Source organism: Geobacillus sp. FSL K6-3411, from assembly GCF_037965715.1.
Taxonomy (GTDB): Bacteria; Bacillota; Bacilli; order Bacillales; family Anoxybacillaceae; genus Geobacillus; species Geobacillus thermodenitrificans.
Genome location: NZ_CP150187.1, coordinates 2,184,193 through 2,207,180 on the forward strand (window position 1 = coordinate 2,184,193; position 22,988 = coordinate 2,207,180).

Here is a 22,988-nt window from a genome sequence, read left to right on the forward strand (position 1 = left end):
TTTTCACCCTTTCTCGATCGTGCCGATTTTCGCCTCTTCATCGCGTTCCAATTTTTCTCGGTATTCGACTCGCTCGATCTCGCACCCTGGCCCGATCACGACGCGATTGCCGCGCACCATTTTCGCGCTCGTATGTTCGAGATGGACGGAATCCCCTTCAATGACATCGGCGGTCAACTCCGCTGGAAAAAACCATTTTTTGAACAGCGAACTTCCTTGCCGCTTGACGACGATCGTCTCTCCGCCGATCTCCTTTACGCGGCTCGGGCCCAACAGCTTCACTTCGAGATAGTCCGCGTTCAGCAGCCCGCCGACCGCAAAATGCCCTTCCACCTCCATCCGCTCAGCCGAGCAATCGCCACCGATATTGAACTCACCATGGACGCGAACCACCTCCGCCGCCCATGAACCTTTCGCCTCCCCGCGGCCGCGAACGGTCGCCTCTTGGCATTGCACATTTTCTTCAATTCTTATGCTCCCGCTCACTTTCATCCACTCACACCCCACCCCGCCTGCCACATTTCCTTTCCCGGCAATATGAACCGTGTTGGCTTTCACGCTCCCTTCCACGGCCGCGTTTCCTTGCACCTGCAGCTCGAGGCAGTCGATGTCACCGTACAGCTTCCCATTTCCCGACAATTTCACCAAATTGTACAGCCCGCCGGACGCATGACCCGTCCCGGCAATGACCAAATCTCGACGCTCCATCCTTTTATCCCTCCGAAATGGCCAGTTTCAACTCTTCAATATACGTTGGCACGTGCAGCCGCGCAATGAGCTTCGCCCCTTCTTCCACATGCAAAGCTGCTGTCCCTTCCACAAGAAAGGAAACCGTGACCCCCATTTTGCGCAAAACGACAAGCTCGCATGACTTCCCTTGCAATTTTGGATAATGGCTCTTAAACATCATCCATATGTTTTTTCCTTCTTCTATGCTGATCTCACCGGAACGAAGAAGCCGGTCAACGATGTAAAGGGACAGGAGCTCGGCAAAGGACACATCTTGGCGGCCTCCCCATTCATCATCCAACCATTGCATCACCAAATCCGAAACAATGTGACGTTTTACAATTTCCTCTTTCGTCAAAACAACCGCCGCCGGACTCGGCGCAAACACACCCGCCAGTTCATCGAGCGACAGCTCATCTTTCAGCTCTTTGATTTTCTCAATGCGGGCCAAGATTTTCTCTTTCGGAAAAAACGTCTCTTGCCCGGTGAATGTCGATTTGCGAATAAACCATTCTTCCGGAATGAGCTTTTTCCGCTTCCAGCGGTACAGCTGGCCGTACGAAATGCCGGTCAGCTCGAGCAGCTCTTTTTTTGAGATGAGTTCTGGTTCCATCGTGGCATCCCCCCTCACAATCATAAATGTAACATAACACTGTTACGTTATAAAGAGGGTATGTCAAAATCAGCGCCAAAGCGATTGACATCTTCCATCAAGCCCATTACAATAAAGCCAATTTCCACTGGCATCGCGATTCACATCATGAAGAGAGGAGAATCACTGCATGCATTCGACATTGCACAACCAAATCGCCGCCGCCGCCAAACAAACAAAAGCCGATCTCGTCATCCAAAATGGGAAAATCGTCAACGTGTTCACGCGCGAAATCATCGAAGGAGACCTCGCCATTGTGGAAGGAATGATCGTCGGCATCGGGCGCTATGAAGGAGAGAAAACGATTGACGCCGAGGGCCGCTACATTTGTCCGGGACTGATCGACAGACACGTGCATATCGAATCATCCATGGTTCCTCCGAGCGAATTCGCCCGCGTCGTTCTTCCGCACGGCGTGACGACCGTCATTGCCGATCCGCATGAAATCGCCAATGTCGCCGGTGTGTGCGGCATCCAGTTTATGCTCGATGAGGCAAAACGGACGCCACTCGATGTGTATATGATGCTGCCGTCGTGCGTGCCAGCCGCCTCGTTTGAACGTGCCGGAGCCGTCTTATCCGCCGCGGAACTGGCACCGTTTTTCAACGATGAGCGAGTGCTCGGATTGGCGGAAGTGATGGACTATCCATCATTACGGGAACAACATCCATCGATGCTTGACAAACTGGCGCTCGCTGCCAACGCCAACCGCCTGATCGACGGCCATTTGGCGGGGCTTGACGCTGATGCCGTCAACGTCTACCGAAGCGCCCGCATCCATACGGACCATGAATGCGTCACTCCCGACGAAGCGCTGGAACGCGTTCGCCGCGGCATGTACGTGCTCATTCGCCAAGGCTCAGTCGCCAAAGACCTCAAAAAACTTCTCCCCGCCATCCATGAGCACAACGCGCGCCGCTTTCTCTTTTGCACGGATGACAAACATCTTGATGACTTATGGTTTGAAGGCAGCGTCGATCATAACGTGCGGCTCGCCATTCAGGCCGGCCTCGACCCGCTTCTGGCCATCCAAATGGCCACGCTGAACGCCGCAGAGTGCTACCGTTTGCCGACAAAAGGCGCTGTCGCTCCAGGATATGACGCCGACTTTTTGTTCGTTGACGATTTGGAAACATTGAACATCACCCACGTCTTCAAAGCGGGAAGACTAGTGGCCCAACATGGACAGACGGTGTTTCCGGCCGAACGATCGGCAGAAAGCCTTGAACAGCCATTGCTTCACTCCATCCGTTGCCAAGCAGTGGACGAAACCGATCTTCGCATCCCGATGAAAAGAGGAACGAAAGCCCATGTCATCGAGATCATCCCGAACCATTTGCATACGAACCACCTCATCACGGACGTTGATGTCCAGGAAGGGGCTTTCTGCCCGTCGATCGAGCGGGATTTGCTGAAGCTTGTTGTCGTCGAACGCCATCGCGGCCTCGGCATCGGCCTTGGCATCGTCCGCGGCTTCGGATTCAAGGCAGGCGCCATCGCTTCTTCGATCGCGCACGACTCACACCATATCATCGCCGCCGGAACAAACGATCGCGACCTCGCCGCCGCCATCGAACAGCTCCGCCAGCAGCACGGCGGCTTGGCGGTCATCAAAGACGGAGCGGTGCTTGCCAGCCTGCCGCTTGAGATCGGCGGTCTAATGACAAGAAAAGACTATACCGAGGTGCTAAGCGGATTGAAGCAGATTGACAAAGCCCTTAAAGCCATCGGCGCCAATGGCTCGTTCAACCCATTCATCACATTGTCCTTCCTCGCCTTGCCGGTCATCCCAGAGCTCAAGCTGACCGACCAAGGATTATTTGATGTAAATAAATGGTAATTTATTCCTGTTGAAGCGGTGTAACCCCTCCCGATTGAGGCTGGCGTTTCAAAGCAAGAGGATTACGGGAGCACCGCCTTACAGCAGGGCGCTCATTCACAACTAAGGTCAACCGCGAAGCAAATCAGTCCCTTCATCCCCCATTGATTGCGGGGATGAAGGGATTTTCTTCACTCCGCCCTTTTTCCTCGATTTTCACAGCGCCATGCGGCATTGGCATAAGCACGTTCCCGCATGATGCATATAGTGAAACAGCAACATGGCCGAAAGGAAGGTGCAAGGAAATTGATCACCATCAGTCTTTGCATGATCGTCAAAAATGAAGAAGACGTCCTTGCCCGCTGTTTGGACAGCGTCCAACATCTCGTAGACGAAATCGTGATTGTGGATACAGGATCAACGGATCGCACGAAAGAAATCGCCCGCTCCTACACCGCACGAGTCATCGACTTTCCTTGGAGCGATGATTTCTCGGCGGCGCGAAACTTCTCCTTTTCCCACGCCACCATGGACTATATTTTTTGGCTGGACGCAGACGACATCTTGCCGGCAGAAGAGCAGACCAAATTTCTCACATTGAAGCGCACCCTTTCTTCTGACATCGACTCCGTCACCATGATTTACAGCCTTGCCCAAGATGAATATGGAAAGACGATCTCGAGCGTCCGCCGAAATCGTCTCGTCAAACGATCCAACGGCTTCCGATGGCATGGGATGGTTCATGAATATCTAGAAGTATGGGGAACGATTCTCAACAGCGATATTACCATTATTCATCAACCCAATCGCTGCGCTTCAGATCGAAATTTGCAAATCTATGAGAAACAGTTGGCACAAGGAAAAGAATTTTCCCCAAGAGATCTGTTTTACTTTGCCAACGAACTGTTCGACCATCAACAATACGAGCGGGCCATTCAGTATTATGAACAGTTTTTGCAGACAAAAAAAGGGTGGGTGGAAGATTGCATCGCCGCCTGCGGAAAGGTAGCGGATTGTTTTGATGCGCTTGGTGATGAAGAACAGGCATTGCGATATGCGCTCCGATCGTTCGAATACGATACCCCTCGGGCTGAATGCTGCTGCCGGCTGGGCTATTACTTCCTTCAGCGCAAGCAATATCGTCTTGCCGCCTTTTGGTACCATTTAGCCACTCAACTCACAATGCCTTCCGACAGCTGGGGATTTGTTCATCATGCTTGCTGGACTTGGCTTCCCCACTTGCAGCTTTGTGTATGTTACTTTTACATGGGCGAGTACGAGTTAGCATACCAACATAACGAAAAAGCCAAACAATACGTTCCTCATCATCCCGCGGTTTTGCACAACGAATGTTTGCTGCAATCCATTCTCGCCGCCGAAAGCACGTTCCACCAAACCGATGAATCGTGATGAAGGGAGGTTATGCCGCTTGTCTGACCGACGTCCTATTCGAGTAAAATGTCTTTCCCCTTTATGCGGAACATGGCCGCCGATTGTAAAAATCTATACCGGACCAACAGGACCCACGGGACCCACAGGGCCTACAGGACCGACTGGACCTCAAGGACCCACGGGACCCATCGGACCTCAAGGACCTACAGGACCGACCGGACCCACAGGACCTCAAGGACCTACAGGGCCGACCGGACCCACAGGACCTCAAGGACCTACAGGGCCGACTGGACCCACAGGACCTCAAGGACCCACAGGACCTCAAGGACCTACAGGACCTCAAGGACCTACAGGGCCGACCGGACCCACGGGACCCACAGGACCCATCGGACCTCAAGGACCCACAGGGCCGACGGGACCGGCTGGAGCAGGAGCCATCATTCCATTCGCTTCAGGAACAACGGTTGTCTTGACCGCCACTATAGCCGGGTTGGCCGACACCACAAGTTTGATCGGATTTGGAAACGCTGCTTCAAGCATCAGTTTAGTGGGAGGAACGATAAACCTTGGCGGCACATCGAATTTTTCCTTTACCATCCCGCGTTCAGGAATCATTACTGCTGTCGCAGCCAATTTTTCCGCTACAACAGGCACAGCGCTTTTAGGAACAGCTACGATCCGCGCTCAATTGTATATCGCCACTTCTCCATCCAGCAACGTATTTTCGCCTATTCCAGGCACGCTCATTACATTAACGCCATCAATCACCTTTCCCATCTCCCTAGCCCAAAACGCCAGCGGCATCATCACAGGATTAAACGTGCCTGTCAATACTGGCGACCGGCTGCTCATGGCGTTTTTCATCACCACTTCCGGCCTTTCAATCGCCGCTTCCGTCACGGGATATGCGAGCGCAGGAGTGGCGATTAGTTAGCGCCTCACTGTGATACCAAGGCTGCGGCTCATTGAAGCGCTCAACTAAGGCCGCTGCAAACAAGCGGCCTTATAATCCCTCTCCGTTCAGTTGAACGCTCTCCCGCCCGCATTTCGAGGTGGGAGATTCTTGGGAACACCCGCCCCGCGGCAGGATGTCCGCCAAGCCATCCCCGTGCGTCCCACGGTTCAGCCGCCCTACAACGACAGCAGTCGAAGCCCTTCATTTAGAATATTCCGGGCAGCGTTATGGTCCCGGTCATGTTCGGCTCCGCAGGCGGGGCACACCCACTCGCGAATGCCAAGCGATTTCACCTCGACGTGCCGATGCCCGCAGCACGAGCACAATTGACTCGAGGGAAACGTGCTCGCAACATGAACCACCGTCCGCCCGTACCATGTCGCTTTATACTCGAGCATGCGAAGAAAACTCCCCCACGCGGAATCGGAAATGGATTTAGCCAGCTTGCGATTCTTTTGCATGTTCCTAACACGCAAGTCCTCCACGCACACCACTTGGTTTTCGCGGATGAGGCGGGTGGACAGTTTGTGCAGGAAATCGTTCCGGCAGTTGGCGATTTTTTCATGAAGCTTGGCCACTTTCAAACGGGCTTTCTCCCAGTTCGAACCGCCTGGCTTTCGACGAGCCATCACCCGCTGCCAGTAGGCGAGCTTTTCTTCATACCGGCGCCAATACCGGGGGTGTTCGATCGTTTCGCCTGTGGAAAGCACTACGATCTGTTTCAACCCCAAATCGACGCCCACTTTCTTGTCGGTTTGGGGCAATGGGGGAATATCCGTTTCCACGAGAATGGAGACGAAATACTTCCCCGCTCGATTTCGACGAATCGTGGCGGAGAGAATGCGGCCTTCCACCTCGCGGCTTTTGGCGAACTTCACCCATCCGAGCTTGGGAAGTTTCAACCGATGGCCGTCCACTTCGATCGTAGGGCGTCCGTTCTTTGGGTAGTTGCACTGGGCGGTGTACGATTGGTTCGGGTGTTTTTTGCTTTTGAAGCGGGGAGCGTTCGCCGTTCCCTCGAAGAACCGGTCAAACGCCTCGGCCAACTGCTGCAGTGCGTTTTGCAAGGCGGTTGAATCAGGGGTTTTCAGCCATGGAAGGGTTTTCTTCAAAGCTGTCAATCGTTTGGAACACTCGTTGTAGCCGAGTCCTTTTCCCGTGGTTTCATACGTCTCCTTCCACTCGGCCAAAAAGTGATTGTACACAAATCGGCAGCACCCAATCGTCTCGTTGAGGAGTTTTGCCTGTGTTCGGGTGGGATACAGCCGAAAGCGATAGGCTTTGTGCATAGCCCTCCCTCCTCAAAAAGAACATTTGTTCTATTTACATCCATTGTATACTTTTTGCCCATTGGGGGCAATAGGGAGATTCGCAAAGGAAGCCCGGATTCATCCCGACTTACATTTACGGGTAAAAGCGAGATTTTCTCGGCGGAAGATGATTACAAATAAGCAGGCGGCTTCACGCGAACACCGTCGTGAACAACCGCCTGCTTTCTTCACGATTGCAACATGGAAAACACTTGCTCGACATCTTTATCCCCGCGCCCCGACAAATTCACAAGAATGATCTGGTCTTTGCCCAATGTCGGCGCAAGTTTTATCGCGTACGCCACCGCATGGGCGCTCTCCAGAGCGGGGATGATTCCTTCCGTTTTGGACAACAGTTGGAACGCCTCAAGCACTTCCTCATTCGTAACCGTATAATACTCAGCCCGCCCGGACACTTTCAAATGGCTGTGCTCCGGACCGATGCCCGGATAATCGAGCCCAGCGGCGATCGAGTATGTCGGTTGCGGGTTGCCGTTTTCATCAAGCAACACGAGACATTTGAATCCGTGAAGAACCGCCGGAACTCCCTTCGTCAACGTCGCCGCTTTCTCCGGCTCAACGCCGATGAGCCGCACACTCGGTTCATCCAAGTAATGGGCGAACGCCCCGATGGCATTGCTCCCCCCGCCGACGCAGGCCACCACCGCATCCGGAAGCCGCCCTTCTTTTTCGAGCATTTGCCGCTTGCTTTCTTCGCTGATGACCGACTGAAAATGTTTCACCATTGACGGATACGGATGTGGGCCAACCGCCGAACCAAGCAGGTAGAACGTCGTTTTATAGTTTTGCACAAGGTCGTTCAACGCCTCATCGACCGCATCTTTCAACCGCCCTTGCCCTTTCGAGACCGGCACGACTTTCGCCCCTAACAGCTCCATGCGGAACACGTTGAGCGCCTGGCGCTTCGTATCTTCTGCACCCATATAGATGGTGCAGTCCATACCAAACATCGCACAAGCCGTAGCGGTCGCCACCCCATGCTGGCCTGCACCAGTCTCCGCGATGACCCGTTTCGCCCCCATCCGCTTCGCCAGCAAAATTTGTCCGATGACGTTGTTGATTTTATGCGAACCGGTATGGTTCAAATCTTCGCGCTTCAAATAAATCTTCGCCCCGCCGAGCCGCTCCGTCAGCCGTGCCGCAAACGTGAGCGGGCTTTCGCGGCCGACATACTCCCGCAAGTAGGTTCGAAACTCCTCATTGAATTCTGGATCATCCTTATATTTCAGAAACTGCTCCTCCAAATAATCAAGCACTTCCTGCAATTCATCCGGAACGAAGCTGCCGCCGAATTCGCCGAAATAGCCTTTCGTTTCCTGGACTACACTCATGGCTCATCTCTCCTCTGCTTTCTGAAAGTCATAAAATTAGCATAAACCGTTTTGGCAAGCAAGTCAATCAATAATTTTTATTTTTCAAAACATTAAAAAAGGAATGGTCCACCGCATAACCATACGCGAAGCATTCACCGCTAGTGGGGTGAGCAGGTGCTGCTGCAAAGCCATCGTGCAGCCGCACCCTCACAGCTTCCTACTTCGGATATTCACCAACCAGAGCAGGCAGTTCGGCTTATAAAACCCCAAGCTGCTCATCGCGCAGATCGGTAATAAACATATGTCCTGGGGCATGCGTAATCATGATATCCGGCTTTACTTCCATAGCAACCGCTTGAGGGGTGACCCCACAGGCCCAAAATACCGGGGTTTCCCCCTCACGGATGGTGACCGGATCCCCAAAATCAGGCTTATAAATATCATGAATCCCTATAAGTTTCGGGTCGCCAATATGAATAGGGGCACCATGAACAGACGGGAAGCGGCTCGTGACTTGAACCGCCCTGACAACATCCTTATGGGGAATCGGGCGCATGCTTACAACCATCGGCCCTTCAAATCTTCCCGCTTTTACACACGGGATATTCGTTTTATACATCGGGACATTGCAATTTTCTTGAATGTGGCGAACCGGGATGCCATTGTTCACCAGGGCATGTTCAAACGTAAAGCTGCACCCGAGCAGAAAGCCGACCATGTCCTTATCCCAAAGATCGATGATATCCGTCCGCTCCTCTGTCAGTTCGCCATTTCGATAAACCCTATATTTCGGCAAGTCTACACGCAAATCTGCTCCTGGCGCCACCATGCTTGGCTCCCATGATCCCGGCTCGGTCACATCTAATACCGGACAAGGTTTCGGATTGCGCTGGCAAAACAGAAGAAATTCAAACGCCAACTCCTTCGGCAGCACAACTAAATTAGCCTGTGTATAGCCGTTTGCGACACCCGCTGTCGGTTTCACCCATTCATTGTTCCGAATCATTTGCCGTGCTTCTTTGGAGCTCATTGGTGCGGCGAAAGTCATCGCAATCTCCCTCCTTGGTTATTCAATATCACGATCTCCGATTAAGGGTATTAGTTTCTATCCCAAAATCACGTTCCCCGATACACGTGCGCCAAAGAATACCTCATTAGCATTTCTAAGTCTAATTTCTTTATCCATCGTTCTGCTGCAGAGTTTACGTGAATAATATTTTCCTTCGCATCAACCACCAAAAATGGATCAGTAATAAACGATAACAGTCCCTCTATCGAGTAACCTAAGCCGCTCTTTTCTCATCGTTTCTATACTAAATCATAAATCATATCCATGCCTGGCCGCCTAACTTGCCCGAATCTGATGCCCGACAGTATTTTCTTGCAATCACCGTAAACTACCATAAAAAAGAGAGGAGTTTTCTCATCCCCCCTTCCTTTCAAAATACACATGCAACCGATACTCGCAAATTTCTTTCGTCCAATTGTACAAGATTTCTTCATGCTCGTGCGCGATAGAAAATTGGAGTGCAAACACATTGTTTTCAAAGGAGATCAGCCCCCTTGAACTGCCGCTCCATTTTGTCATCGGCATACGGGCAATCAATTTGCTCACCTTTTCTTGGTCGTACTCCCAAAGACGTTTTGTTTCCCCATCGGAGAAATCGATGCGCTTTCGATATTCTTTTTCCGTTAGATACCGATGAAAAAACGGCGCCGCTTGTTGTGGAGTAATTGGTTCATGCCAGCCCGACGATCCGCGCTCAAGCATGGCTTTTAAGACAACCATTTTATAACTTTTCGACATTACTGTGCGCTCAACCTCGATAAGCCACCGCTCATGCTTGAGGAACACTTCCTTCTCTAAGTCCGACAGCTCCCCCGTCCAATATAAAAAGCCGACATAAGAATCGAACTCTTGTCTGTACTCCGCCGCTTCACTTCGGCCATGGAGATGCAATTCCAAATACGTCGGCCGTCTGCCCAACTCCTGCTTGAGCTGCCTGTAATCGGCAAGCAGCCGCTCTTTACGCGGCTGGCGCTTTTTCCGCATCTCCTCGAGAAGATGAATGGTTTGTATATCAAGATGTAGCTCGCATGTTTCCGGAACCGTTGGCATAACGGATTCCCGCACCTTTTTCTTCGTCTCGCCTCGCTGCGTATCAAACAGGCTCAGTTTGACATCCGCATTGCGATAGTTTCCAATTAAATCAATAATGACACAATAATCCTTGCCCTCATACAACCGCAATCCACGCCCGACTTGCTGGGTAAAAACGGTCAGCGATTCCGTCGGCCGTACGAATAAAAGTGTATCGACAGAGGGAATATCGACCCCTTCGTTGAACAAGTCAACGGTGAAAATGGCGTCCAGTTCACATTGTTCCAACATGGCAATGGCCTGTTGGCGCGGGATGGTCGTTTGCTTCGAGTGAAGGCTGACGGTTCGGTAGCCACGGCGGCGGAAATATTCGCACAAGAAATCGGCTTGCCGAATGGAGGAGCAAAAGACGAGTGTTCTCGTTTTCTTATACTGCTCCCATGCTCGCAAAATGTTTCCCGCCATCTCCTCGCGAAGCTGCACTTGAAGCAATTCTTCCTCATCATAGCGGCTGCCGAGCCATTTGATTTGCGAATAATCCGTGTCATCGTATACACCATAATAGTGAAACGGCGCAAGCCAACCACGTTGCACCGCTTCAATAAAATCAATACGGTAGGCAACGTTCCCATCGCAAATCGCGTACACGTCTTTATTGTCGTTCCGGTCTGGAGTTGCAGTGATGCCAAGCAAAAACTCCGGCCGGAAATAGCGAAGGACGCGCTCATATGAGCGAGCCGCCGCATGGTGGAACTCATCCACAACGATCAAGTCAAATGAGTCAGGACGAAACGAAAACAAATGTTTTTTCATACTCAGCGTAAAGATCGAGGCAAACACCATATCCGCATTTCCATCTTTTTGATGGCCGTCGTATATACCTGCCGTTCGATCCGGGATCACACATTCGAACGACTGTTTTGCCTGACGAAGAATCTCCTCGCGGTGGGCGATAAACAGCACTCGCGAAAAACGGCGCGCGAAGAAGGCGGCCAAATACGTTTTCCCAAGTCCGGTCGCCATGACAACCATCGCTTTATCGTATCCTTCTTCATAGGCAGCTTCCAACCGCTCCAATGCCTCCACCTGGGCAAAGCGCGGCCGGATCGTTCCATAGGGCGCCGTCGTTTCATGGACAACATCGGCCTTGTCCGTCGTCTCTCCTTCTTGCTTCTTTTCCGTTTCCGACGGAAGCATTAACTCGATTTCCTCAGTCTCACCCCATGTACGAGATAAGTTGGGATGGCGTCGGTGATTGTCTTCGTACCGTTTTTCATAGTCAGCGATCGTTTCAGCATTGACTGGCACCGTTTCTGGAGCATAAAACAGCTTTAAAAACCGCTCCATCGCTTCGGCAAATACATCTTCATCAATCCTTTTATCCAGCCCTAGATTCCACTCGATGCCGTCTGTGAGCGCCGAGCGGGATAAATTAGAAGACCCGATAATAAAGTAGCCTTGTTCGCTATCCTCAAACAAGTAGGCCTTTGGATGAAACGAAATCCCGTCGCTTCTAAACAGACGCACTTCGATATCGGGATGAATTGAAATCAGTTCACGCAGCGCTTCTGGCTGAGTAACAAACAAATAATCACCAGCACAAATTTTGATGTCTGCTCCCCGCTCTGCCGCTATCCACAAACTGTCCTTTAATAGGTGAACTCCAGATTTCATAACAAACGATGTCAGTATGTATATTGTTGACGAGCGGCTCATCTGTTCCTGCAGCTTGTCAATGAGCCGCCGTGAAATCAACTCGACTTTACTCATCACGAACCTCAACTAAAAAAATTTTTTCCCGGAATCCACCGCGTTCTTCTGCTTTTTTCACCCGTATTTGTTCGACTTGTTCGATCGAAGCGCCATGACATGCGGCTAAGGCATGAACGATTTCCAACACATCCGCAAGCTCTTCGATGGCAGCCTCGTCGGTCATTGCCTGGACGTACTCCTCAAGCTCTTCAAACGCTTTCTTCTGCAGTTCTTTCTTATATTCTTCCTCGTTGAGTATGCGAGTAGTGAACGTTTTTCCTGCTTGTTCGATAATAGCTGGGATGCGGTCGCGAACGAGTTTGTTGTATACCGGCATGTCCATTCCTCCATTTCCGAAACTATATTACTATTTTACAAAATTTCACCTTTTTTTCATAGGAAAGAACGCACAAAAAACCTGTCATTTCTAAAACCTATTTACCTGTTGTAAAACAAAAATGTCACATACTCTCCTCTTTCATCCTGCTGGGGTTATCATAGAACAGGCGATTCTTAGGTTGGTTGCTACTGTTTATCTTCCGGTTTCTTTGACCAAGAGAAGGATGATTTTTGTTTTTACTGAATATGTATACGTCTAATTTGATTGGCCTAATTATCAGTGGAAATGTTTGCATATCCGGTGCAGCCATTTCCTCATTATATGAACGATAGCATGATCTTTGGATATTTGCTTTATCTTGTTATTAGTGTGTATGTTTTACGGAACATCGCTTCCTTCGGACTGGGCAGTGCACCGTCTATATTAAGTACGATGACAGCGATGGAAATCCTATTTGAACGGTGCGCTGACTTGATCGAATACTATACGTGGAAATGGGAATATCCATTCGGGTGAACTGGCATGTCTATTTCTCCTAGTTGGCGCTATACATATAGTATAGTTGTCCAAAAGGAGGAGAGCAGGATGGTGCTGTTTGACGTGGAACACCGGTTGTATTATGAAGCGATCAATTCGGCGCGGCCGAAAATGGCGCCGGTTCGCCAAGACCGGGCGTGGGGATATGTATGGAAAACCGTAAACGGTGAGCCGGTGAAGTTTTGGATCGATTTTCATCGCGGACGGTATATGTACTTTGAATACGGGCGAAAGTGGTATCGGGTGGCGTATTTGCAGGCGAACGAACAGAAGTCCGGAAGGGATGTGCTAAATGGAGCGATGATTGATTTGACCAGCGATGGTCACCGTCTTCTCTTCATGAAAGGGCGCATCCACCGCCAATCGGCGCGCGCGGTGTAAGATGCGGCGCTAGCGCCGTGGATTGGGGTATGATGGCACCAAAGCTGCCAGCGAATCACTAGGTCCGCCCTTTCTTCGTCTCCAATGAGCGAGCATTATGCTTAGTCGTGAAAAATAATCACTTCTCCTTCGCACAACGGTTTGTTAGTATTGTAAGGTCACGGATCCCAAGATTTCTCTATTTGAGAAATCTTATTTTTTATCCCCATTTCCTATTCAATCCCCAGCCTCTTGGGAACGTTGAGCAGCCTTTCCTTCAGCCACAAAGTCCCCGGACAAAAACTGCTTCGTGGACGATGCTTTTATACTAAGCCGTATCTGTCCATAATAACTAATAGCAAAGCCCTCATAGGAGATGACGAAATCATGGATCAAATCCATTTGTGGTCGTTGCTCGTTATTGGTGCCATTCTATTATTTTTCAGCCTGCGAACCCCGCCCATCAAGGACAAACTTTGCGTGTTCTTGTTAAAAACGTATTTTTCCACGTTTTTCGGCGTGATTGTTGTAGAAAACAAACTCTTAGAGTACCCTGTCCGGTTTTTAGACCAATATTTTGAAGCAAGCATCCTGTTCGAATATTTCCTTTATCCGATCGTCTGTGTTTATTTTTATCAAACTTCGTATCACTCGCGCCTGCCTGGTATTATTGGCCAATGCTTATTGTACGCGGCCGCTTTGACAGGTGTTGAGGTGCTTTACGAAAAGTACACGAATTTGATTGAATACCATCGATGGACGTGGATGTATTCGTTTATCACCATTTTTGTTCTGTCGTTTTCCGTTCGGATGTTGATGAAACTAATTCATAAGCGGGAACAATCGACCAGCTAGTGGATGCTGGACTTTTAAAGAAACAATATAGGCGGCAAAGAGAAGCTCCTCTCTTTGCCGCCTTTGTTTTCTTATGCCCACCACATCTCAGGCAGTTCTTCTTTGAACAACACATTTTTCAAGAGCGTCACGGCTTGGGACAGCCCTTCATCGATCGAGGCAAGCATGTCTTCATGCTCGATCGAGAGCACATAGTCATAGCCGACCGCGCGCAGAGCGCTGACGATGTCGCGCCAACATTTTTCGCTTTGACCGTAGCCGACGGTGCGGAATACCCATGAGCGATCGAGAATTTGGCTGTAATGTTTCGTATCCAGCACACCGTTTTTGCGAATGTTCGCTTTGTCCAAGTACGTGTCTTTCGCATGGACGTGGAAAATCGCTTTTTCGCGGCCGAGCAGTTTGATCGCCTCAACCGGGTCGATGCCTTGCCAAAGGAGATGGCTCGGGTCGAAGTTGGCACCGATCGTTTCGCCGGCGTGTTCACGCAGTTTGAGGAGCGTTTCCGGGTTGTAGACGACAAAGCCCGGATGCATTTCAAAAGCGATTTGATGAATGCCGTGCGCTTTGGCGAACTCTGCTTCTTCACGCCAGTACGGGATGACGACTTCGTCCCATTGCCATTTTAAAATTTCCAAGTAATCCGGCGGCCAGGAGCACGTGACCCAGTTCGGATACTTGGCGCCAGGATGGTCGCCCGGGCAGCCCGAGAAGGCGTTGATGACCGGGACTTCGAGCTGCTCGGCGAGTTTCACTGTTTTCCGCCATGTGTCATGCGATTGCTTCGCAAACGTTTTGTCCGGATGGAGCGGGTTGCCGTGGCAGCTGAGCGCACTAATGATAAGCCCACGGTCGTGAACCGCTTTTTTCAATGCTTTGATTTTTTCCGGCTGATCTAACAGTGCATCCGGATCGCAATGAGCGTTGCCCGGGTAATTACCGGTACCAAGCTCGACGGCTTCAATGCCCATCGCAGCAATCTTATCGAGCATTTCTTCAAACGGCAACTGTTGATACAGAACGGTAAATACGCCTAGTTTCATTTGTTTTTCTCCCCCTTCTCGCCGGTGTAAGGCCGGTCAATCAGCAACCGGCCTCACCGCTCCATTTTATTTTGACGGCGCTGTTAGCGCCCGTGTTGGCAGCGGCCGAACAAAAACTGTTTATTCCGCCACCCGCACCCACTGTTTCGTGCGATGGCTTTCCAAAATGGCGTCAACGATCGTCATCGTATAGTGGCCGTCGGCGATCGTCGCAAACGGCAGCTCCCCGAGCGCCTCGCCGCGCTGTTTCCGGATGATGGCATTGTAAAAGTCGAGGAACAAGTTTTTCAGCCCATCCGGCCAGCCTTCTTCATGACCGCCTGGGTAATGGGCGAGCGCGGCGGCTTGCGGCGACAAGAGCGACGGGTCACGGACGACTTCTTCGTTCGGGCCGTTGCGGCGCCCGATCCAGAGGCGGTTCGGGTGCTCTTGATCCCAAGCGAGCGTCATCGCATCGGTAGCGATTTCAAAATAGAGCCGGTTTTTCCGGCCGGCGCTCACTTGGGAAATCGTAAACGCGCCGTGAGTGCCATCATCAAAATGGACGAGCACACTGCCGCCGTCTTCCGTATCAATCTGAACCGGTTCGGCGTCTTGAGCATGCCCGGATGTAAACGTGCTCCCTTCCTGCTTCGGTTTGTAGCGGACTGGATGGACGGTGCGCAAATCGGCGAACACTTCGACGATGCGTTTTCCGAGCACGTATTGCACTGTGTCGCACCAGTGTGAGCCGATGTCGGCGATGGCGCGTGACGGACCGTTTTGCGCTGGGTCAAGCCGCCAGTTGTAATCAGTGTCATAAAGCAACCAATCTTGCACATAGCCGCCATAGACGAAATGGATGCGCTTTGCGTCGCGGGCGATCCGCTCTTTCGCTTCGGCGACGAGCGGGTAGTGGCGGTAGTTGAAGCAGACAGCGCTTAAACCCGGGCTTTTTTCAGCCAGCTTTTTCAGTTCGATTGACTGTTCGCTGTTCATCGCGAGCGGCTTTTCTGATAATAAATGTTTTCCCGCTTCAAGTACGGCCTTGTTGATCGGAAAATGCAAGACGTTGCGCGTGCAGTTGTGAACCGCTTCGACGTCCGGGTCGGCGATCAGCGCCTCATAGTCGCCGTATGCTTTCGGAATCCCGAACCGGCGCGCGGCTGCCTCTGCTTTTTCTTGGCTGCTTGAAGCGATAGCGACAATGTTCACGAACGGCAGGCGGCGGAGCGCCTCAATATGAGATGAAGCGGAAAAACCGGTGCCGATGATGCCAACATTGATCGATTTCATCGCGCTGCTCCCCCTTGTTTCGCTTTAATCGGTTCAAGCGGTTTGACGTTGCCGAATATGATTTCCCCACGGTTGACCGGTGCGGCCCAACGAACCGCGTTGGCGATCACTTTCAGCACGTCTGGGTGATGATACGTTGGGTATGTTTCATGGCCAGGACGGAAGTAGAAAATTTTCCCTTTCCCACGCGTAAACGTGCAGCCGCTGCGGAACACTTCTCCACCTTCAAACCAGCTGATGAAAATCGTTTCGTCTGGCTCCGGAATGTCGAAAAACTCACCGTACATTTCTTCTTGTTCGAGCTCAATGTACGGCCCGATCCCTTCCACGATCGGGTGGCCCGGGGCAACGACCCAAAGCCGCTCTTTTTCATCGGCTTCACGCCATTTTAAATTACATGTCGTCCCCATCAGCTTTTTGAAAATTTTCGAGAAATGGCCGGAGTGAAGGACGATGAGCCCCATTCCTTCGAGGACGCGACGGTGGATGCGTTCAACTACTTCGTCTTTCACTTCATCATGGGCGATATGCCCCCACCAAACGAGAACGTCGCACCGGTCAAGCCCTTCGTCAGTCAAGCCGTGTTCCGGTTCGTCCAATACAGCGGTTGCTGTGTCAAACCCGGCTTCGGCTAAGTAGTTGGCGATGGCGGTATGCATCCCTTCCGGATAAATGGCTCTTACTTTTTCATTTTTCTTTTCATGGCGAAATTCGTTCCAGACGACAACGCGGATTGGTGTTGTCATATGGTGATCCCCCCTCGATTGGATTTCGGTTTGCCGCGGCATACACAAAGTGGTTGATCTCTTACCATTCGATTCGGACTTGTTTCCCTTGTTCGGACGATGCATAAATCGCTTCTAACACTTTGGCGATCATGAGTCCTTGTTCTGCCGTGCAAAGCGGTGTTGTATTATTGGTGATGCTTGTAACGAAATGGTCAAGCAACGCCACCCGTTCGCCTTGGTCGTCAAAATGGAGTGTGACGTCAGCCGGGACACCGTGTTCACTGCGGAACCATTTCACTTCTTGACGGTTGCCGGTCACATTCCACTCCCAGCGCACACCGCCTTCCGTGCCGAGAAACTCGACATATGCCCGTTCCTCTTCAATGTGCGACGCCCAGCTCGTCTCAAGCAGCACAGTCGCGTCGTTTTCCAGTTGGATGAATGCCGAGGCAAAGTCTTCCACCGTATACGAAGCGTTTGGCGCAAACGACGTGCCCGGCCATGCCCCTTGATGACGTGGACCGAACTTCGCGTATGTTTTCCCCGTCACCGCGACCGGGTTCGGGTTTCCAAGCATCCAAAGCGTGACATCAAGCATATGAACGCCTAAGTCGATGAGCGGACCGCCCCCGGAACGCTCACGGTCAAAAAACCACGCCCCCCATGCAGGAATACCACGGCGGCGCACCCAACCTGTTTTGGCGTAATAAATGTCGCCGAATGCGCCTTCTGCGATGCGTGCATGAAGCCATTGCGCCGCTTGGCGGAACCGGTTGTTCAGCGACACCATAAACTGTTTCCCTGATTCGTCGCGGGCGCGAATGATGGCGTCCGCCTCTTCCGATTTCATCACCATCGGTTTTTCGCAAAGAACGTGTTTCCCGGCCCGCAGGCTGTCGACCGCCACTTGGGCGTGCAAAAAGTTCGGCACGGTAATGATGACGGCATCGACATCTGGTGAGGCGAGCAGCTCTTTATAGTCGCGGTACACGTCGCGGATGCCGTATGTTTCCGCTTTTTCCGCGGCCGCTTTTTCGTTGACATCGCAAATGGCCTGCAGCACGACGCGCTCCGGGAGCTTGAGCGCCGCTTGAATATGTGCGGTTGAAATCCCACCAGCTCCGATTAACCCGAGGCGAATTGGACGTGCGTTTTCCATATCGTTTCCTCCTTGCATCCACTTGTTTTCAAGCAACTTGTTTCTAGATTGCCACTTATCTGAAGCAACACATCGAGTGATGTAATCGATTACATCACCCTTACAAAAAAATCCGCCTATTCTCCGCCGCCAACGAGGGGAGCGCTTTCATCAAACCGAGCACTTCCCCCCGCATGACTCACGAATGACAAGGTGATCAGGCAAAACAAGCTGACGGCGGCTGACCTCGTTCCCTTCAATCAGCTGAAGCAAAAGCTCCATCGCTTTTTGGCCGATCTCAAACGTCGGCTGGGCGATCGTCGTGACAGCAGGTTCAAAAATCGAGGCCATTTGGATATCGTCAAACCCGACAACGGCGACATCATCTGGAACACGACCACCGCGGTGACGGATCGCTTTGATCGCCCCGATCGCCATCTCGTCATTGGCGGCGAAAATCGCTGTCGGTGGTTCTTCAAGGGCGAGCAACTTCAATGTCATGTTGTATCCCGATTCGTAGGAAAAGTCACCTTCTTGCACGAGTGCTGGATCGGCATCGATTCCATGCTGCGCCAACGCTTGATAATAGCCGCGCAGCCGATCTCGCCCCAAAATGACATCCATCGGGCCGGACAGGTGGGCGATGCGGCGATGGCCGAGATGAATCAAATGTTCCGTTGCCTTGCGGGCGCTGCTAATGTTGTCGATCGATACGGTCGGGATATCGGTCCCCTCCAAATATTCGCACGCGAGGACAATCGGAAACTGCCGCGCCATTTCTTCCATCAGTTCTTTGCGGATGCGAGCAGTTAAAAAAATCATCCCGTCTACTTGCCTTTGCGGCAGTACATTCAAATATTGCTCCTCAAGCTGAGCATCATTTTGCGTATCGCCAAGCAGCACTTGGTACCCGTGTTCGAGAGCAACCGCTTCAATGCCGCGCAGCACCTTCGAAAAAAACGGGTTCGTAATATCGGGCACGACAACGAGCACCGTTTCTGTTTCCATGCGACGCAAATACCGGCCAAGCACGTTCGGCTGGTAGTTGAGCGCTTCGATCGCCTCGAGCACGCGTTGCTTCGTCTCTTCGGTGACGTTGCCGGCGTTGCGCAATACGCGCGACACGGTCGCCGTCGATACGTTTGCCCGTTTCGCTACGTCTTTTATGCTTGCCATAGATGAAATCCTCTCAAATATGTAATCGATTACATTACCATCGTATATGAAGCTTAGTACCGTTGTCAAGTCCCCTTTTCATACGATTAAAAATCTTCAATGTTTGCTTCCTTACGCGGGAATGAGCAACCAGTATCACAATCTTTCCGTTGGCAGCGACGGATAAAAACCTTTTTAGTTCAAAAAAACTTGGCGAAAAAATGTCGCTTCATCAAAATTTTTCAAACGGTGTTGCAAAGTCTTTTCATATCCATACTATTTACTTGGTTTATTTAGAAAACGCCCTAATCGGGAAGAATGAGCAAAACACGCCAATAAAGGATCTAACGTTTTTCTGTTTTTTACATGAAAGCCAACCGATTCAGCACCAAAAACGCCTCTGCACGAATGCAGAGGCGCCTATGGGTTCGGATCGATTATTAATCAATCGCTTGGCGGGCTCGGTCTTGAAGCATTTTGACACCGACGAGCGAAATCAATCCCATGACCACGATATAGAAGGAAATCGCGGTAGCGCTGCCGTATTTGTGCAGCAGCCACGTGCTGATGAGCGGCGCTGGTCCACCGGCAATGATCGCGGCCAGCTGGTAGCCGAGCGAAGCGCCGCTATAGCGCAGGCGTGTCGGGAAGTTTTCCGCGATCATCGCCGCCTGCGGGCCATACAGCATGCCGTGGAATACCATGGCGATGATCGTCGCCAACATAATCAGGCCTACGCTTTTCGTGTTGACGAGCCAATAATACGGGAACGCCCAAAGCATAAGCAAAATGGTACCCGTCATGTAGACACGGCGGCGCCCCCACCGGTCAGATAAATGACCGGAATACACAATGGCAAGCGCATTGATGATCGCAGCGACAATTGTCGCATTGACGAAAATGCTTTTTTCCATCTCCAAAAATGTCGTCCCATAGCTGACGATAAATGTGACAAAAATATAGAACGATCCGTTTTCAATCACCCGTGCGAGCGCAGACCAAAGAATTTCGCGCGGATGTTTGACAAGCACCTCGCCGACCGGCATCTTGCTCGTTTCTTGTTTTGCCAGGGCCTCTTGGAATAGCGGCGACTCCAGCACTTTCAGTCGGATATATAATCCGACAGCGATCAACAGAAAACTAAGCAGAAAAGGAACGCGCCATCCCCATGCATAAAAGCTGTCGCCGCCTACTGCGAGCATGAGCGTCGTCACAAGTGAAGAAGTGAGCAGCCCAAACGGCACGCCCATTTGCGGCAGCGAAGCCATCAATCCACGCCGCTTTCCTTCCTCCCACTCCATCGCAATCAAAATGGCGCCGCCCCATTCTCCGCCAACCCCGATTCCTTGAATGAGACGAAGCACGGTCACCAAGAGCGGAGCCCATAAGCCAATTTGCTCGTACGTCGGCATCAACCCGATCAACGCCGTCGCCAGCCCCATCAACAACAAAGTGGCGACCAGCGTTGCCTTCCGGCCAATTTTATCGCCGAAATGGCCAAAAATGGCCGCTCCGACCGGCCGGGCAACAAACCCTAAGGCGAACGTCGTGAACGATTGCATAAGCGCCACGTATGGGTCGCTTTGCGGGAAAAAGAGCTGTGGAAACACTAGCGCAGCCATCGTCCCATAAAGGAAGAAATCATACCATTCAATCGTCGTGCCGACCACGCTCGAAATCGCGGCCCGCCTTTTTTGGCGTTTTAACTCTGACGCATCCATCGTCGTTGTCATTGACGCCAGCACCCCTTTCATCATATGAAAACGCAAAAATAACAAATGAATAATAGCCAAAGCGACCTCGGTTGATTATTCGCTTCGATGTTAACGCTTTCAAACGAACGTTTGTTTCTCCCTCCACAACGCTCGAAGCAGCATCGCGCGCTCCGTTCACTTCTTTCCTTCCCGCGCCACGAGCATATGCACAAGTGCATCAACCACCGTCTCTCCATGCTGGTTAAGGATTTGTTGATGCACTGTGACGAGTCCTGCCGTGTCGCTCCGCTCGGTCAACTGCTTCACTTCCGATTCGACGTAAATCGTATCGCCAATTTTCACTGGCCGGACGAAGCGGAGCGCGTCGATGCCGTAAAAAGCGAGCACACATCCCGGCTCCATCACCCATAGCCCAGTCGCCGCCGACAACGTCAGCATCCCATGGGCAATCCGTTCGCCGAACTGCGTCTGCTTCGCGTATTCTCGATCGATATGCAACGGATAAAAATCACCGGAAACACCGGCAAATTGTACAATATCAGCCTCAGTAATCGTCCGACCACGCGAACGGTGGCGTTCACCTACGACATAGCCTTCAAAAGGTCGGTCAAAACGCAATGAAATCCCCCCTTCGCTTCATATAACAAAAGAACGAACCATTCCCACCCCCTTTCAAGTAATGAAAAAGCGATTACTTAACCTAAATTTTGTAAATTTTCTGTATATTTATGGCAAACTACATACAGAAAACCGTTCAAAGCTTCATAAGAGGTTGGCCTCATATTTGTCACTAACATATGAACAGTTAGCAGCAGATAGAACGAGTGATTGATGATTTCATGTTTTAAAACGAATGGGCATTGAACACAAGGTGCCAGAGAGAAGATATGGCCTTGAGGAAACGTCGGAGGCATATATAATGAGAGGGCGCCCCATTGCATTTGGGACGCCCTCTCCTTTGCCTTAGCGATTATTCCTTCACCGAGCCAGACGTGAGACCGGATACGATGCGGCGTTGGAACAGCAATACCATAATGACAAGCGGAATCGTGACAATAACCGTCGCCGCCGAGATTTCGCCCCACGGGATCGTGTACTGTCCCTGGAACATGGCGATACCAACGGGTACTGTTTTGTATTTTTCCGCCGTATTAATCGTTAAGGCAAATAAAAATTCATTCCATGCTGCGATAAAAACGAGAATCGAGGTCGTAAACACCCCCGGCACCGCCAGCGGTAAAATGACCTTGAAATACGTTTGCATTGGCGTTGCTCCATCGATTTTTGCCGCTTCTTCCAAATCAAATGGAATTTTGCGGAAAAAGGTGACCAACAGCCAAATCGATAACGGAAGGGCAAACGTTGTATACGGAATAATCAATCCTAAATAACTATTTGTTAAACCAAACTTTTTCACAAACATGTAAATCGGAGAAATGGTTGCAATTTGCGGAAACATGGACACCGCCAACACGAGACCGAGAATGACGGTTTTGCCTCTGAACTCTAAACGCGCGATGGCGTAAGCGGCAAATGCCGCGACAAATACGGTATAAACCGTCGTGATCGTCGCAACCACCGTGCTGTTCCATAAATAGCGCAAAAATGGATAATTGACAAAGACGGAAATATACGATTTTAATGTTGGGTGGCTAGTAAACCATTGAAATGCTTTATCGCCGAATAGTTCACTAAGCGGCTTTATCGAGCTGAGCAACACCCATAAAAACGGAAACATGACAAAAAAGACGAATACGACGAGAAAGATATAAAAAAGAGGTCCTGCTTTTTTCGTCAT

Annotated in this window: 21 protein-coding genes; 6 read left to right on the forward strand and 15 right to left on the reverse strand. The window is 51.1% G+C overall.

Annotation, left to right across the window (positions count from 1 at the left end; all coding sequences use genetic code 11):
• Positions 1-3: 3 nt before the first annotated feature.
• Positions 4-708, reverse strand: a complete 705-nt coding sequence (locus NSQ22_RS11035) for a bactofilin (RefSeq protein WP_033012010.1) — start codon at positions 706-708, stop codon at positions 4-6.
• A 4-nt stretch (positions 709-712) separates the two neighbouring features.
• The gene (locus tag NSQ22_RS11040; protein WP_011231582.1) at positions 713-1,342 is read right to left on the reverse strand and encodes a YhbD family protein; all 630 of its coding nucleotides are present in this window, start codon (positions 1,340-1,342) and stop codon (positions 713-715) included.
• Positions 1,343-1,511: 169 nt separating this feature from the next.
• On the opposite strand from NSQ22_RS11040, the gene ade reads away from it, so the two are divergent.
• The 3 genes from ade (at position 1,512) to NSQ22_RS11055 (ending at position 5,526) form a co-directional block, all read left to right on the forward strand.
• Entirely contained in the window at positions 1,512-3,221 is a 1,710-nt protein-coding gene (ade, locus tag NSQ22_RS11045) for an adenine deaminase (RefSeq protein ID WP_339263464.1), read from the forward strand.
• A gap of 234 nt (positions 3,222-3,455) precedes the next feature.
• Positions 3,456-4,610, forward strand: coding sequence for a glycosyltransferase (locus tag NSQ22_RS11050; protein WP_014196131.1), 1,155 nt, complete (start codon positions 3,456-3,458; stop codon positions 4,608-4,610).
• Between the two features lie 19 nt (positions 4,611-4,629).
• Complete coding sequence (locus tag NSQ22_RS11055) at positions 4,630-5,526, forward strand: exosporium glycoprotein BclB-related protein (protein WP_339263466.1); 897 nt, start codon at positions 4,630-4,632, stop codon at positions 5,524-5,526.
• Between the two features lie 197 nt (positions 5,527-5,723).
• On the opposite strand, the gene tnpB is transcribed toward NSQ22_RS11055, so the two are convergent.
• The 5 genes from tnpB to NSQ22_RS11080 form a co-directional block, all read right to left on the reverse strand.
• The gene (gene tnpB / locus NSQ22_RS11060; protein WP_339263467.1) at positions 5,724-6,836 is read right to left on the reverse strand and encodes an IS200/IS605 family element RNA-guided endonuclease TnpB; all 1,113 of its coding nucleotides are present in this window, start codon (positions 6,834-6,836) and stop codon (positions 5,724-5,726) included.
• 209 nt (positions 6,837-7,045) lie between these two features.
• Entirely contained in the window at positions 7,046-8,209 is a 1,164-nt protein-coding gene (gene trpB / locus NSQ22_RS11065) for a tryptophan synthase subunit beta (protein ID WP_339263469.1), read from the reverse strand.
• A gap of 238 nt (positions 8,210-8,447) precedes the next feature.
• The gene (locus NSQ22_RS11070; RefSeq protein ID WP_011231588.1) at positions 8,448-9,239 is read right to left on the reverse strand and encodes a putative hydro-lyase; all 792 of its coding nucleotides are present in this window, start codon (positions 9,237-9,239) and stop codon (positions 8,448-8,450) included.
• 375 nt (positions 9,240-9,614) lie between these two features.
• Positions 9,615-12,062 carry a DEAD/DEAH box helicase family protein gene (locus NSQ22_RS11075; protein WP_339263471.1) on the reverse strand — a complete coding sequence of 816 codons (2,448 nt, stop codon included), beginning with the start codon at positions 12,060-12,062 and terminating at the stop codon, positions 9,615-9,617.
• Positions 12,055-12,381, reverse strand: coding sequence for a nucleoside triphosphate pyrophosphohydrolase (locus NSQ22_RS11080; RefSeq protein ID WP_008880514.1), 327 nt, complete (start codon positions 12,379-12,381; stop codon positions 12,055-12,057). The genes NSQ22_RS11075 and NSQ22_RS11080 overlap by 8 nt, the downstream gene beginning before the upstream one ends.
• Positions 12,382-12,705: 324 nt before the next feature.
• On the opposite strand from NSQ22_RS11080, the gene NSQ22_RS11085 reads away from it, so the two are divergent.
• The 3 genes from NSQ22_RS11085 to NSQ22_RS11095 all read left to right on the forward strand — a co-directional run bounded on the left by NSQ22_RS11085 (position 12,706) and on the right by NSQ22_RS11095 (position 14,136).
• Positions 12,706-12,900: a hypothetical protein gene (locus NSQ22_RS11085; RefSeq protein ID WP_339263473.1), complete on the forward strand. Its 195-nt coding sequence runs from the start codon at positions 12,706-12,708 to the stop codon at positions 12,898-12,900.
• Between the two features lie 69 nt (positions 12,901-12,969).
• A complete protein-coding gene (locus NSQ22_RS11090) occupies positions 12,970-13,302 on the forward strand; it encodes a hypothetical protein (RefSeq protein ID WP_008880513.1) in 333 nt (110 codons plus the stop codon).
• 366 nt (positions 13,303-13,668) lie between these two features.
• A complete protein-coding gene (locus tag NSQ22_RS11095) occupies positions 13,669-14,136 on the forward strand; it encodes a CBO0543 family protein (RefSeq protein ID WP_008880512.1) in 468 nt (155 codons plus the stop codon).
• A gap of 71 nt (positions 14,137-14,207) precedes the next feature.
• Here the strand turns inward: NSQ22_RS11095 and NSQ22_RS11100 are convergent, their stop codons facing one another.
• From NSQ22_RS11100 to NSQ22_RS11135, 8 genes are all read right to left on the reverse strand, one after another.
• Positions 14,208-15,179 carry a sugar phosphate isomerase/epimerase gene (locus NSQ22_RS11100; protein ID WP_008880511.1) on the reverse strand — a complete coding sequence of 324 codons (972 nt, stop codon included), beginning with the start codon at positions 15,177-15,179 and terminating at the stop codon, positions 14,208-14,210.
• A gap of 120 nt (positions 15,180-15,299) precedes the next feature.
• The gene (locus tag NSQ22_RS11105; RefSeq protein ID WP_060475985.1) at positions 15,300-16,454 is read right to left on the reverse strand and encodes a Gfo/Idh/MocA family oxidoreductase; all 1,155 of its coding nucleotides are present in this window, start codon (positions 16,452-16,454) and stop codon (positions 15,300-15,302) included.
• Entirely contained in the window at positions 16,451-17,200 is a 750-nt protein-coding gene (locus NSQ22_RS11110; protein ID WP_087960116.1) for a ThuA domain-containing protein, read from the reverse strand. The genes NSQ22_RS11105 and NSQ22_RS11110 overlap by 4 nt, the downstream gene beginning before the upstream one ends.
• A gap of 61 nt (positions 17,201-17,261) precedes the next feature.
• Positions 17,262-18,341, reverse strand: a complete 1,080-nt coding sequence (locus tag NSQ22_RS11115) for a Gfo/Idh/MocA family oxidoreductase (protein ID WP_008880508.1) — start codon at positions 18,339-18,341, stop codon at positions 17,262-17,264.
• Between the two features lie 150 nt (positions 18,342-18,491).
• The gene (locus tag NSQ22_RS11120) at positions 18,492-19,496 is read right to left on the reverse strand and encodes a LacI family DNA-binding transcriptional regulator (RefSeq protein ID WP_008880507.1); all 1,005 of its coding nucleotides are present in this window, start codon (positions 19,494-19,496) and stop codon (positions 18,492-18,494) included.
• 419 nt (positions 19,497-19,915) lie between these two features.
• Positions 19,916-21,232, reverse strand: a complete 1,317-nt coding sequence (locus tag NSQ22_RS11125; protein WP_223812879.1) for an MFS transporter — start codon at positions 21,230-21,232, stop codon at positions 19,916-19,918.
• Between the two features lie 132 nt (positions 21,233-21,364).
• Entirely contained in the window at positions 21,365-21,808 is a 444-nt protein-coding gene (locus NSQ22_RS11130) for a MaoC/PaaZ C-terminal domain-containing protein (protein ID WP_011887636.1), read from the reverse strand.
• Positions 21,809-22,160: 352 nt separating this feature from the next.
• Entirely contained in the window at positions 22,161-22,988 is an 828-nt protein-coding gene (locus NSQ22_RS11135; protein ID WP_008880504.1) for a carbohydrate ABC transporter permease, read from the reverse strand.